Raw genomic sequence first — 13,898 nt, 5'->3', positions numbered from 1 at the left:
TAATGAAATTAATGTTAGCGGCATTAGTTGCCGTAACCAGCCTGCCGGTTGCGGCTATACCATTAGATCAAGCGCTTGAGCTGTGCCGCGCTGAACAAAATGCCTTACGTCGCTTAACCTGTTATGACGCTATTTCGGCAGTAACAGCAAGTGCTACATCGCCAGGTAATACTGCTGTATCGCCCGTAACAACTGTAGCAGTACCGGCTGCTAACACCACCGTACAAAAACAGCCTGAAGCAGACTTTGGTATTGAGCACCGCAAAGTAGACGAAGACGCGCCGGATAAAATTTACCTGAGCGTTAAAGAGGTACGTTACAGCCCGCTTAAAGAGCTGATTGTCGAGTTTGATAATGGCCAGATTTGGCGCCAGAATGGTACTGACTACTATAAAATCGCTGCCGGTGAGCAACATTATATAAAACGCGGCGTGCTTAGCTCATTTTTTCTTGGTAGCGATAAGAATAACCGCACTATTCGTGTCCGGCGCGAACAGTAATGTGGTGTGATATCGGTGTCAATCTGTTCAGCAGCCAGTTCGATAGCGACAGGGCTGCTGTAGTTGAGCGCGCCGCACTGGCCGGCGTAGCTCAATTAGTGCTGATTGGCAGCGATATCGATGAGAGCAGACAAAATATTGCTTTTTGCCAGCAACACCGCGGCTGTTGCAGTACAGCTGGCGTGCATCCACATCAGGCAGCTAATGTCAGGCCAGATTGGCTAATACAGTTGCAGGAATTAAGCAGACAAGCTGAAGTGATATCTATCGGTGAGTGTGGTCTCGATTTTAACCGTGATTTTTCGCCCAGAGAGCAGCAACAACTCGTTTTTGCTGAACAGTTACAACTGGCCCGGCAGTATGGCAAGCCAGTTTATCTGCATGAGCGCGATGCCTTCACTACTCAGCTTGCCATGCTAAAAGAGCAACAGATCAGCCACGGTGTAACGCATTGTTTTACCGGCGATGTGCAGCAGTTAAAGGCCTATCTGGATCTGGGGCTTTATATAGGTATTACCGGTTGGGTATGTGATGAACGCCGCGGTGAAGCACTACAACAGGCGCTACGCTATATCCCATCTGACAGGCTGTTACTGGAAACCGATGCACCTTATTTGCTGCCCCGCACAATGCAGCCTAAACCCAAAAGCCGCCGTAACGAACCCGCCTACCTGCCGGTTATTGCCCAAATGGTCGCCCGGCTAACTAACCGCACCATGGATGAACTGGCAACGCTGACATGGCACAATAGCCAGCGGCTGTTTGGCTTTCAACCCACATTGAGCACGGTTTATGCCTGAACTATTACCGTACTTTTTTATCGGCATCATAACCGGCATTGGTATCGCAGGCGTACTTGGAGCCATTAAGCTCATGCGCTGGCAACGCACCGCTGCAGAGCTGGAAAGCCAGTTACGCAGCCACAGTTTTGAGCTGCAAATTGCACTGGAAGAACTGGCAGAAAAAAACCAGTTATTGCAGCAGCAAACCGAAACTGATGCCCTTTCAGGTGTATTTAACCGCGCTTATTTTAACCGGCAAATGCAGGCAGAATTAAAACGTAGCCGCCGCGAACAACGTCCACTTGCACTGGTATTGCTGGATATTGATTACTTTAAACAAGTTAATGACACTCATGGCCATCTGGCCGGTGATCAGGTGATAAAAACAGTCGCCCGCTTAATTCAGCAATTGGTAAAACGCCCGGGCGATAAGTTATGCCGCTACGGCGGTGAAGAATTTGCCCTGATACTGCCCAACACCGATCTGGATGGCGCAGCAGATTTAGCCGAGCAAATCCGCCAGCAGCTGGACAGCAGCACGCAGCAACCGGCAGTTACCCTAAGTGCGGGTTGTTACAGCGCTATTCCGGGTACACAAAGCGATTGTGACGAATATATAAATTTCGCCGACAAAGCCTTATACAGCGCTAAAGCCAACGGTAGAAATCAGGTACAAAGTTATCCGCCAGGGCAACGTAAAATAAGCCCTGAGCGCACAGGAGAGCTACATGAATACTAACCGTTTTTTCCCCGCCAGCCGGTTACGCCGTATGCGTGAACACGACTTTAGCCGCCGGTTAATGGCAGAAAACCAGCTGACAGTGAATGACTTAATTTACCCGATGTTTATTATCGAAGGTGATAATAAACGCGAAGCCATTGCCTCTATGCCGGGTATTGAGCGCCTGAGCCTGGACCTGTTATTGACTGAAGCAAAAGAGCTGGCAGAACTGGGTATTCCGGCCATCGCACTGTTTCCGGTTACCGCAGCAGATAAAAAGTCACTGCAGGCTGAAGAAGCCTGGAACCCGGATGCGTTAGCACAACGCGCGGTGCGTTTACTCAAGCAACATGTACCTGAGCTTGGTATTATTACCGATGTAGCACTGGATCCTTTCACCACCCATGGCCAGGACGGCATTATTGATGACAACGGTTATGTCATCAATGATATTACCACCGCTGCACTGGTGAAGCAGTCCTTGTCGCACGCCCAAGCCGGTGCTGATGTCATAGCGCCATCAGATATGATGGACGGCCGCATTGGTGCTATTCGCGAAGCACTGGAAGACGCAGGTTTTATTAATACCCGTATTATGGCCTATTCGGCCAAATATGCGTCCAGCTACTATGGTCCGTTTCGTGATGCGGTAGGCTCTGCCGGTAATTTAAAAGGCGGCAATAAAAAAACCTACCAGATGGACCCGGCAAACAGCAATGAAGCCTTACACGAAGTAGCGCAAGACCTGGAAGAAGGCGCCGATATGGTAATGGTGAAACCCGGTATGCCATACCTGGATATAGTACGCCGGGTAAAAGATGAATTTGGCGTGCCAACGTTTGCCTATCAGGTCAGTGGCGAATATGCCATGCATATGGCCGCCATTCAAAATGGCTGGCTGGCAGAGCAACCGGTTATTATGGAATCATTACTGGCATTTAAACGCGCCGGCGCCGATGGCATTTTAACCTATTTTGCCAAAAAAGCAGCCATTTGGCTTAAGCAGGCTTAATCCGCTACCGGGGCTGTGTCACGCGGGATGCGCAATTGCGCCAGCAAGGGTAAATGGTCCGAGGCCACTTTCGCCAATTGAGAGCCAGGTATGGTAATGGCTGTTACCGCCACAGCCTGGCTGACAAAAATATGATCAATGCGTAATGCAGCAAACCGGCTGGGGAAAGTACCTGCTGGCCGGTGCTGTGCCAGCACGGTTTGCGAATCTTGCAGCTGTGCAGCAATACGTCGGCACACTTGCGAGTTAGGCTGCGCATTCAAATCACCACACAATACCACCGGTCCGCGACAGTCAGGGTGGCCCAGCCAGTCCTTACCCAATAAACAGTCAATCTGCGCCAGTCGCTCGCGGGGCTGCAGCCCCAGATGGGTATTAATAATCTGTACTTCCTGGCCATTAAACTCTACAGCAGCCCAGATCGCACCTCGCGGCTCCAATTTCGGCTTGTCAGCAAGCCCCGGTAATGGCCCGGCCTTAATTAGCCTTAGCGGCAACCGAGTTAAAATGGCATCGCCATAACGCTCTTCCTCCATATGCATGGCCGGATGAAAATGAAACTCCATTTGCAGATAACGGGCAATAAGCTGAGCCTGATCTAAACCCAGGCTGCGATCACGCCCAACATCCAACTCCTGCAGCGCAACCACATCGGGGTTAGCCTGCGCAATCACTCTGGCCACCCGCTCTATATCTACCTTGCCATCCAGGCCAATACAACTGTGCACGTTGTATGTCATCACGCGCAAGCCTTCAGCAGTGTCAGCTCGTGTTTTGTCACGTGTCACCGGCTGACGGCTTGTGCGGCCCAGATAGTGCAGCGCAGCCTGATATAAATCGTACGGCCGCATATAGCGGCTGCCTGCTGGTGGCAGCGCAACATCAGCAGGCAGCAGCGCAAAACCTGTGGTCTCCTCCGGCGTGGCACCGGCGTGCGCGCCATTCTCATCAGCAAAGGTCAATGGTGTCAGCCCTTCACGCCAGCCCATCACCACCAGATCACCGGCATCGGCATGATGGCACAATCTCAGCAAATCGTCGCTCAGGCTGTCCAGAAACGGATGTTCGCTGCCGAACAACTCAGCAGCGTCCTTTGGTAAATAATAATCCCCATCACTGGTCGTGGCCCGCAAACACTGCTCGCTTTCAACCGTCAGCACTATCGGTACCTGATAGCGTGTCGCCAGTTCAGTAGCAATAAAATGCAGCTCAGGTTCTGATAACGGCTGCGGTGCATAGATATGGCCAACAGGCCCTAATGCCGCGACTTTGATGCCATCGTCGGCGTCACTGTCTTCACTGCGCTCGACCGCAAACACACGCTGCACCCGTTTACCACCCAGTAATCTGACACGCTGGGTCTGAATGCCGCCTTTTGCTGCAGACCGCGCTAATGGTGACTCCGATGAGAGCCTGTCAAAGCACTGCTCAACCGCATGTTGCAACGGATAGCCGTGCAATTGGCTATACTGGACGACTTTTGCCTGCCCATGGTCAGAGTGGATCCAGACTTCATAGTTACGCCACTCAGAACGGTGCGCCGCCCGCCATAATCTGGCGATGCTGTCGTCGATGCCTTTTAACGTCCAATGCGCAAAGCGGGACGAGGGCCCGCGCCGGTGTGACTGCTCGTCGTAGCCAAGAAAATTAATATGTACTATCGGCATACCGCGGCTAAGGTCAATCTTACCGCCGATGACACACAACTCCCGCAGCACAATAGAGATCGCAACCCGGGTTGGTACAAACTTGAGTTCATTAAAAAAATCGTGCCCTTTTACCTGCCCGCGAAAAAAATCACGCAGTGCCAGGCCAACTTCGAGACAAAACAGACCGGCAATACGCAGCACACTGTACAAATTGGTTATAAACAGCACCAACAATACCAACGGGTTGGCGCTACGCAAGGCAGAGCCCCAACCCAGTGAAGAAGCACAAAAGTGCGATTCAGCAGCACCGCCGGTAAACATGTCAGCATAGACACTGCCATCTTTTAATAGCGCCGCTTTGGTCTGCCCGGCCAAGCGCTGTTCTACCTGTGCCGCAGTATCAGGTTGTAGCATCCGCACTATCTTACCGGTACGGTGGTCACAAAAAGAGAAGGCTGGCACTGCCCCGGGGATACCATAAAATAACTCAGCCTGTACCGCCGGCGTCGTTGCTGGTAAGCCGGAGTACTGAGCATGCAGGCTGTAGTGTTCCCGCTGTAGTAAACGGCATAAAAACGGCATCTCGCCGCGGTCCAGCGCCCGCTCTAATTCAATTTTGGACAGGCCGTCTATTTGCAGCATAATCAGCCCCGGCCGCACGGCCGACCCTTTTGAAACCGGTAATTGTAATAGCCTCGCCAGACAGCGGCTGCGGCTTACAGCCCGTCTTAACCAGCGCAGCCATACTGAAACCCGAATGATCATACTCCTCCGCCTTACACCATTATCCCGGTAAAAAGTGATTAACTGCCCGCTACTCCTCACTGGTAGCAAATAACGTGCTGCCAACTGCAGCCGTGCCGGCTTCAGCCATGCTGCGCAGAATATCCCATTCTGCTTTTACCCAGGCCAGCGCATCTTCCCAGTCCCGCTCTCCCTTTGGTGTACCCGGCTGATGCTCAGCCAGGGCGCGAAAGCACTGCAACGCTTTTGCCGCTGAGCGCGACATAGCATGCTCTTCTGCTGTTGCCTTTGCGCCCTGCTTTAATGTTTCACGTTGCTGCGCTGTCGCCGCCGTTATTTGCTTCAGCGCGCGGGCAAAGGCTGCTGTCGTATGTTCCTGAATTAACAGGCCGTTACGTTCGTGCTGCACCACTTCGCGTACACCGCTGGCGTCCAGCGCAACCACAGGCAGCCCTGCGGCCATCGCTTCTGTCAGCACTATGCCCTGTGTTTCGCTGCATGAAGCAAAGGCAAAAACATCCATCGCGTGCAGTGCATCTATCAGGGCTTGCTGCTGTAAAACACCGGTCATATGTAACCGATCGGCGGCACCAGCCTGAGCAAAAATGTGCTCAACTTCCTGCTCAGACGGGCCGGCGCCTATCACCAGAAAATGCACTTCGGGCTTTTCTACGGCGACATTTGCTACAGCATGGGCCAAAAAGGCCAGGTTCTTCTCGGGTGCCAACCGCCCTAAGTGTCCAATTACTGTGGCTTCTGCGGCAATAGCATACTGCTTGCGTACAGCTGCGCCGTCACCGCTGGCAAATCGCTGCGGGTACACGCCGGTGGGTACCACTTCTATCGGCGTGTTAACACCGCGCTGCTGCAGTAAGTCCGCAATACTCTTGCTTGGCGCGATCACCTGATCACACAAATTGGCATAGCGGGTTGCAAGTTCTACCGCAAAGCGTTGCATGGTGGAAGAATCGCCAGGCACATAATGGGTGTACTGCTCGTACAGCGTATGATGGGTAAATACCAACGGGATCTGACGGTAACGTGCTGTACGCAGCGCTGTCATGCCCAGCAGAAATGGATGCTGTGAATGAATAATGTCAGGCGCAAACTCATCGAGCACTTCGCTTAACTGATCAACAAATGGCAGAGCCACAGAAAAATCACTGGCATTAAAGTTCTGGATAGCAGCAACGCGGAAGACATCCGTTTCCTGCTCCGGCATATTGGCAAACTCAGGTGCCACCACTAAAACCCTGTGCCCCAGTTTGCGATATTCCGCCACAAAGGCCTCAACTGAACGTGCCACCCCACCAACATGCGGGGTAAAAGTATTGGTGAATATCGCAATATTCATTTGTTACGACTCCTGTTTACTTAGCGTCACAGAGCCAGCCATAGCCTGCGCCGTTTCTGTCTGATAGCCGGGCAAGGCTATTTCCATTGCAGGTGCACTGCCGTTATGCCAATCAGCTTGCCATTTCACTACAACCCCCTCTTCAGCGCAGACAGTGATCTCTATACTGATACTGCCAAAACTGGTGGGAGCCGGGCCAAAGTAGACTGGCTCCCCCGGAGCCAGCCAGCGCTGAGGTACACCACTACATAACACCAGATGCTGGCCTTCTTCACGGACAAAACAGTTACGTATTATCAGTAACCACTCGGCAGCCGCCCAAACATGGTGACCATCCCCCATACAACCACCACCGGTAGCCGGGTGAATAGCCTCAGGCCACTGCCCGGTAGGTGATGCCAGTGCAGCTACCGCATCCATTAACGTCAGATAACGCGGGTCTTTCGCCCGCAACAAAACCTGCGCCACATGCAGAGTTAAGTAGGCGTTCAGCCCTGAGTGAATCATGTCCTGATAAAAGGCATCTTTAACAAAGCAACGCTGCAACAGAAATTCGACCGTATCCAGCAGCCGGGGGTCGTCAGGCGCCCATAACTGTGCCGGGTAACCCGCAGCCAGTGAACCAATGGCTCCGGCATCCAGCCGCCGGTAGGGCGATGCCGGCATGCCGGGACGCTTTAAGCGTGTTGCGCAATGGGCCAGGCTTCTATCTATCGCTGAACTAAAGTTGGTTGCAGCCTGAGCAAACTCGTGTTTTTGCTTCAGATCCGTATCGCCAAACAAGGCTGAAGCTGCCTGTAAACCGGCTACACCCCAAAAATCATCCCAGTAGTAGTAATCGTTCGGTCCAAGGTGTTCGGCACTAAAACCTGGCGGTAGTAAGCCGGCATGAGGTGCATCAAGCTTATCCGACAGGCGTTTACGGATTATCCAGCGCGCCCCGCTTTGCACCGGACCATGCCAGTCGGCGGGCATTTTGCGGCCGGTCAAATCAAAATAGCGCTTGAGGATCCATAACACTTCACCATTGGCATCCCACTCGCCTTCCTGCGAACGAAAATAACCCAATAATGTCTGGCGCGGTGGGAACTGGTTCAGTGCCCGCTCAGCACGTTCAGTCAGGCCGGCACATAGTAAGGCATGAATAATAAAAGCCGCATCACGAAACCAGAACCGTTTGTAAGTATAAGGGCCGGGGTAAACATCTTCCGGCGAGTGTAAAATTAGCGATGTGATAGCAGCGTCATATAAAAATTGATAGTGCGCATCCGGGCAGGTCAGCTTGCAGGTTTTCTGCTGCTCCTGCCGCCAGGCGTCTGTCTGCAACTGGTCATTGCGTTCAGTTGTCAGCGGCACAGAGACTTCCAGTTCCTGCCACTCGTCAGCTGGCAACGCAAACAACGCTGCAGCAGTAACCATACCAACGTCACAGACGCCATCGGTCTGCTCCTGTGCATCTTTCAGATGAATGTAAACATCACCCTGGCGATAGGTAGAGACATGATGCCGCTCAGCCTTGCGGCTAAACTCTACCCGCTTATTGTCATCAACCTGCCAGGCCGTTCGGTCTGAGTTTAGCCTTACACGGTGAATAAAACTGATGCCTTCCGGGTTTTGCGGCCGCAGTGCCAGCACCAGATAGCCTTGCTGGTCTGCCTTTGCACGTAACCGCAATTTACATACCGCAATGCCGTCTTCAAGCTCAACAGATGCCTGAGTGACCAGCGCCATACCATGCAGCACAGTTTCTGTACGGATACTGATATCGCCAGCCATTCGCAATTCTTGCTGAGACTGCACCGCTCTGGACGGCAATAAATACTCCCCCTGCTGCGGCATAATCCAGGCATCCAGCGACCAGCCATCCAAAAATGGCGTCAGCAAACCTCTGGGGTCAACAATCGGTAACTCAGGGCAATCCGGCAAACCTATGGCCGTCCAGTTACGGTGGGTCAGGTTAATATGGGTAATGGAAAAAGCCCGCGGGATAAACGACGCATCGTAAGGGTCAAATTGCCGTTCAATCCAATATGGCCATACCCAATCCAGATTATGCTGAATCACCCGGCTGTTAATCAGGCCGCGGGCATGAAACACCACACCGGCACGCAGCAGCTCAATCGGTTCACCGACCTCTGATGGCTGGGCAAAATTATGCAGCCGTGCCAGCAAGGCAATAGGATCTATAAAGCCATGTTTGTGTGCAACATAGCGCACCACATAACGCCACGGCAGCCATTTTAACCAGGTCATCAGTCAGGCTCCTTTTGTGTGTCTTGTTCGGTATATTGCGCCAGCGCCCGGCTGGCCAGACGGTTAAGATAAATAATCACTGCAATAGCCGCCAACAGGCCGCCGGCATACAGGCCCCACTCCCACATCGAACGCTCGCGTGAGGTAAAATCAAAGCTGGAAATATCAGCAATTAACGAGCCCAGATACACGTTGTGCACAGTAAACGGAATAAAACCCAGCAAGGAGCCACCAATATATCCCCGTAGCGAGAACTGAGTTAAACCAAAAAAGTAATTGGAAATTTTACCGGGGAAAAACGGGATCAGACGCGTTAGCAGCACTATCTTCCAGCCATTTGGCGTCAGCTCGTCGTTTACCAACTTTAGCTTTGCCCGCGCCATAACAAATTCTCTGGCGCGCTGGCCAAAACAGTAGCGTGCAATCAAAAACGCTAACACGGCACCAACGGTGGTACCCAGCAATACGTAGACCGAGCCCGCCGCCACGCCGAAAACAAAGCCGGCCCCCACGGTAAATAATGCCCCCGGCAGCAGCAACACAACTACCGCTGCCATAATTAACATAAACAGCACCGGCGCCCAGGCGCCTTGTTGCTTAAACCACTCCAGCAGTTGCAACACCTCTTTATGCACACCAAAATGCACCAGCAATATCAGCACGGCAGCGACAAACAATAAGCTGCCGATAACACCCAATATCGCCGACATATTGCTGTGTGGTTTTGACGGGCTCTTTGCCGTTTTACCGTTTTGTGCAGTACCTGATGCCACTATGATCTATTCCCCCAAAGGTTCTTTGCCCACCGGCTCATTTACCGTTAATTAACAGGTATAGTTTACCAAGCTGTACGTCTGATGAATCTCACGCTGCCAATCAGCCGTTAATGCCTGCTATTTTTTTACCCAATTACCCGCCTCATTCTTCTCATAGCTGTGCTTTACCGCTGCCCAGGCTACTTTATGCGCGACCTCTTCCCGGCTGTCATCGCCGCGGCGTTTATCCGGATCGGCATATTCATCCCAGGCACTGTTAAACGCCTCCTGGTAAATGTCCTGGGCATGGCTTGGTAAATTGTCTTTTACGGCATCGGGCAGTTCGCGGTGATTGTTATAAGGCATAAAATGTCTCCAGCTGTCGCCACAGTGTGTTGTTCCAATCAGAACGCAAAGCTCATGCCATTTTTCTTAACATCGGGGTTGGCGCCGAACTTGCAACTGAGTCATTGCGGTTCTTGTTACTTACTCAACACTGAAGGAGGTTATTATGAAATTGCGGATATTGCCCTTGCCGTTACTCGCTGCAGGCCTGTTATTAGGCTGCAACCCTGACCCTAACCCACCTGCCGCACCCAGTGGCACCACTGCGCCTGTATCAGGTAATGCAGTAGACAAAGACCGGTATACTGCTAACACTATCACTATAAGAATGAACAAGGTTACTGCCGACGGTATTGGCGATAGTGCCGGTACCATTACGGTTCGCGAAACAGCAGACGGCTTGGTATTTAAACCCGAGTTACAGGGCCTTCAGGCGGGGGAGCATGGTTTTCACGTACATCAGAACCCCAGCTGCGAGCCGGCAATGAAAGATGGCGAACGCCAGGCTGCGGCCAGTGCTGGCAGCCATCTGGATCCGGCGGATACCAATCAGCATGCGGGCCCGGACGGACAAGGTCACCTTGGCGACTTACCGATGATTCTCGCTGATAGCAACGGTAACCAACAGGAGGTAACTGCCGGACGGATGAAGTTGGATGACTTGAAAAACCGGTCATTGGTTGTGCATCAGCAATCTGACGATTACACCACCGCGCCTTCAGGCAGCAGTGGTAGCCCGATCGCTTGCGGCATAATAAAGTAGTAACCTCTGCAGTTTGGTAAAAGGGGTATACACAGATATGCCGGTACTTGCTAACAGCCTGCTGCCATAGCTAATTGGCAGCAGGCTGTTGGGCAAAAATTACACACTTTGCGGTAATATTTACCCGATTAACAGTTAGCAGTTTTTACTTGATAATCAGTTCCCATCCGGTTTGTTGCTGATACTGCACTTCCTGCTCCAGCTCTGCGCGCATTAGCGGATGCTGATCCAGCCAACCTTCCGGCATGTTCAACGTTAGTTGCTCGCCTTTACTGCTGATATTTACCTGCGGCAATACCTCATGCCGGCGACGCATAGATAAAATCACTGCCAGGCGTAAAATACGTGTTAAACGCACCGTTAGCAGCACTGATGTCATGGTTTGGCGGGCAATAATTTCGCGGCTGATATCAGCCCGATGATTATGCACCAGCGCCATAACCAATTGCTGCTGGGCACGGGTAAAACCGGGCAAATCGGAATGGTTAATAATATAAGCACCATGATGATGGTGATTTTTATATTCAATAAGCAAACCCAGCTCATGCAGCAAAGCGCCACTTCTGAGCATGCTGTGCCCTTCAAACTTCTGCAAATCCCAGCGGCTTTGTAACTGATTGGCCAGCTCGCAGGCCATTTCAGCCACCCGTTCAGCATGACGCTGGTCAATAAAATAGCGCACCATCAAACTGGCCACAGTGCGATTACGCACGTCAGTATGTTGCAATTGCGGCAACATACTGTACAACACGCCCTCACGCAGCGCGCCGCCGGACAATGTCATACCATTGATGTGAAGCGTGCGAAACAAGGCTATTAAAATAGCCAGGCCAGACGGGAATACCTGCTTACGCTCTTGCGCCAGGCCAACAATGGTCAGTTGCTCCATGCGGCCACACGCCAGTGCCTGCTGCATAATATCTTCCAGCCGGCTTAGGGTAATTACTTCATCTTTGCCCTGAGCAACCAGTATTTCCTGCATCGCCTGCACAGTGCCAGAGGCACCTACTGCCAACTGCCAGCCGGTTTGCCGGTATTGCTCGGCGATAGATACGGCCTCTTGTTCTGCCGCTGCGATAGCCTGGCTAAAATTATCTTCACTGAGCTCATCGTCGCTAAAATAGCGTTCCAGATAAGTGACACAACCCATATTCAGGCTGGACAACAGTTGCGGGGTAAAACCGGCACCAATCACTACTTCGGTGCTGGCGCCACCAATGTCGATCACCAGCCGGTTACTGTCACTGTTTGAGGTATGGGCTACACCGAGATAAATAATACGGGCTTCGTCTTCACCGCTGATAACCGTCACTTTCTGGCCTAAAATGGCCTCGGCTTCTTTAAGAAAGGTTTTAACATTTTTTGCCAACCGCAGCGTAGCGGTGCCGACAATACGGATATTCTGTGGCGGGATATCCTGCAGCCGTTCAGCAAACAAAGCTAAACATTCCCAGCCGCGTTTCATCGCTTTGCGGCTAAGTACCAGGTTTTCATTTAAACCAGCGGCCAGGCGTACTTTGCGTTTTACCCGGCCTATAACCTGCACTGAGCCACCAACAACCTTGACCATCAACATATGGAAGCTGTTTGAGCCAAGATCAATCACCGCATAGATATCCTGATGCGGTGATTGGTCGGCAGACAGCGCCGGATTAACGAGGACGGTTGCGAGGAGCTCTTGCGCCATTACTGCTACGTCCGCCCGGGCCACTGCGGCTGCCGGTTCTGGCCTGACCGGCGCGGCGGCGAACCCGCGGCTTCGGCGTTTTAATATCATCCAGCAGGGCGCTGGCATCGTACTGGCTTACCGGAACCATATGACGAATATAGTCTTCAATGGCTGTCAGGTTAAGCGCATAACGCTCGCAGGCAAAACTGATAGCTTTACCGCTTTCACCGGCACGGCCAGTACGGCCAATGCGGTGTACGTAATCTTCGCAGTCGTCCGGTAAGTCATAATTAAATACATGGCTTACTTTAGGAATATGCAGACCGCGTGCAGCAACGTCTGTGGCGACCAGAATATCCAGTTTGCCGCTGGTGAAATCCTCTAAAATGCGCAGGCGCTTTTTCTGAATAACATCACCGGTGAGCAAACCAACGCGATGGCCATCAGCTTCCAGCCAGGCGTGCACTTCTTCACACCAATGCTTGGTGTTAGCAAAAACAATGGCTTTATCCGGCCACTCTTCTTCCATCAGCGTTAGCAGCAGCGGTAGCTTGTGCTCGTCTGACGGATAAAACAGCTCTTCACTGATGCGGCTGCCGGTCATTTCTTCCGGCGCAATATGGATATGCACCGGTTGGTTCATTTTCTCAAACGCCAGTTCCTGTACCTTATAAGACAAGGTAGCTGAGAACAACAAGCTTAAGCGCTCTGTCGCCGGCGGCATACGGTTAAACATAAAGCGGATGTCTTTAATAAAGCCCAAATCGAACATGCGATCAGCTTCGTCCAGCACCACTACCTGAATTTGTGATAAGTCGTACAAGCCTTGCTTTAAGTAATCTATTAAGCGGCCTGTGGTACCAATTAAAATATCTACGCCATTTTCCAGCAACTGGCGTTGAGTATCGTACCCCTCGCCCCCATAAATTAAGCCAAGACGTAAACCGGCTTTATCAGCCAGTATTTTTGCGTCCTGATGAATTTGTACTGCCAGCTCACGCGTAGGGGCCATAATAATGGCACGCGGCTGACCAGAACCTTTGGGCTCATGGGTAAGCAAATGATGGAAAGTGGCTGTTAAGAACGCCAGTGTTTTACCTGTACCCGTTTGGGCCTGGCCGGCAATATCTTTCCCGGCGAGTGCCAGTGGTAAACATTGGGCCTGAATGGGCGTACAATAGCTGTAACCTTGCGCGGTTAACGCGTCAAGAACCTGTGGCGCCAATGCGAAATCGGCGAATTTATGCGAAGTTAAGTGTGTTTTATTCATACGGCGCTAAGCATAACCGTTACGCTTGCAATAAGGAACAGCCACGTTTAAATTGATAACACTTTTTTGCAGCCGGGCTGC

General features: G+C 51.9%; 12 protein-coding genes. 5 read left to right on the top strand and 7 right to left on the bottom strand.

What is annotated here, in order from left to right; genetic code table 11:
* The first annotated feature begins 2 nt into the window (after positions 1-2).
* Genes MJX74_RS19955 through hemB form a run of 4 tightly spaced genes read left to right on the top strand, consistent with a single transcriptional unit; the run spans position 3 to position 3,015 of the window.
* Positions 3-500, top strand: a complete 498-nt coding sequence (locus MJX74_RS19955) for a hypothetical protein (protein WP_240224770.1) — start codon at positions 3-5, stop codon at positions 498-500.
* Positions 500-1,300, top strand: a complete 801-nt coding sequence (locus MJX74_RS19950) for a TatD family hydrolase (protein ID WP_240224769.1) — start codon at positions 500-502, stop codon at positions 1,298-1,300. The genes MJX74_RS19955 and MJX74_RS19950 overlap by 1 nt, the downstream gene beginning before the upstream one ends.
* Positions 1,293-2,021, top strand: a complete 729-nt coding sequence (locus MJX74_RS19945; protein WP_240224768.1) for a GGDEF domain-containing protein — start codon at positions 1,293-1,295, stop codon at positions 2,019-2,021. Before MJX74_RS19950 ends, MJX74_RS19945 begins: the two co-directional genes overlap by 8 nt.
* Entirely contained in the window at positions 2,011-3,015 is a 1,005-nt protein-coding gene (gene hemB / locus MJX74_RS19940) for a porphobilinogen synthase (RefSeq protein WP_240224767.1), read from the top strand. Before MJX74_RS19945 ends, hemB begins: the two co-directional genes overlap by 11 nt.
* Here the strand turns inward: hemB and MJX74_RS19935 are convergent.
* The 5 genes from MJX74_RS19935 to chaB all read right to left on the bottom strand — a co-directional run bounded on the left by MJX74_RS19935 (position 3,012) and on the right by chaB (position 10,136).
* Positions 3,012-5,429 carry an endonuclease/exonuclease/phosphatase family protein gene (locus MJX74_RS19935; RefSeq protein ID WP_240224766.1) on the bottom strand — a complete coding sequence of 806 codons (2,418 nt, stop codon included), beginning with the start codon at positions 5,427-5,429 and terminating at the stop codon, positions 3,012-3,014. The genes hemB and MJX74_RS19935 overlap by 4 nt on opposite strands.
* A gap of 49 nt (positions 5,430-5,478) precedes the next feature.
* The gene (locus MJX74_RS19930; RefSeq protein WP_240224765.1) at positions 5,479-6,762 is read right to left on the bottom strand and encodes a glycosyltransferase; all 1,284 of its coding nucleotides are present in this window, start codon (positions 6,760-6,762) and stop codon (positions 5,479-5,481) included.
* Positions 6,763-6,765: 3 nt separating this feature from the next.
* Positions 6,766-9,015, bottom strand: coding sequence for a hypothetical protein (locus tag MJX74_RS19925; protein WP_240224764.1), 2,250 nt, complete (start codon positions 9,013-9,015; stop codon positions 6,766-6,768).
* Positions 9,015-9,788 (bottom strand): TVP38/TMEM64 family protein, encoded by a 774-nt coding sequence (locus tag MJX74_RS19920; protein ID WP_240224763.1) that lies wholly within the window; start codon positions 9,786-9,788, stop codon positions 9,015-9,017. The genes MJX74_RS19925 and MJX74_RS19920 overlap by 1 nt, the downstream gene beginning before the upstream one ends.
* Positions 9,789-9,908: 120 nt before the next feature.
* Positions 9,909-10,136: a putative cation transport regulator ChaB gene (gene chaB / locus MJX74_RS19915; RefSeq protein ID WP_240224762.1), complete on the bottom strand. Its 228-nt coding sequence runs from the start codon at positions 10,134-10,136 to the stop codon at positions 9,909-9,911.
* Positions 10,137-10,281: 145 nt separating this feature from the next.
* Between chaB and MJX74_RS19910 the strand changes: the two genes are divergently transcribed.
* A complete protein-coding gene (locus MJX74_RS19910; RefSeq protein ID WP_240224761.1) occupies positions 10,282-10,878 on the top strand; it encodes a superoxide dismutase family protein in 597 nt (198 codons plus the stop codon).
* 145 nt (positions 10,879-11,023) lie between these two features.
* On the opposite strand, the gene gppA is transcribed toward MJX74_RS19910, so the two are convergent.
* Positions 11,024-12,589: a guanosine-5'-triphosphate,3'-diphosphate diphosphatase gene (gppA, locus tag MJX74_RS19905; protein WP_338052288.1), complete on the bottom strand. Its 1,566-nt coding sequence runs from the start codon at positions 12,587-12,589 to the stop codon at positions 11,024-11,026.
* The gene (gene rhlB / locus MJX74_RS19900; protein ID WP_240224760.1) at positions 12,531-13,817 is read right to left on the bottom strand and encodes an ATP-dependent RNA helicase RhlB; all 1,287 of its coding nucleotides are present in this window, start codon (positions 13,815-13,817) and stop codon (positions 12,531-12,533) included. Before rhlB ends, gppA begins: the two co-directional genes overlap by 59 nt.
* Positions 13,818-13,898 lie beyond the last annotated feature (81 nt).

This window comes from Rheinheimera hassiensis, from assembly GCF_022436675.1.
In the GTDB taxonomy this organism is placed as follows: Bacteria; Pseudomonadota; Gammaproteobacteria; order Enterobacterales; family Alteromonadaceae; genus Alishewanella; species Alishewanella hassiensis.
The sequence above is the reverse complement of the archived record's forward strand: the minus strand, read 5'-3'. Positions and strand labels throughout refer to the sequence as shown.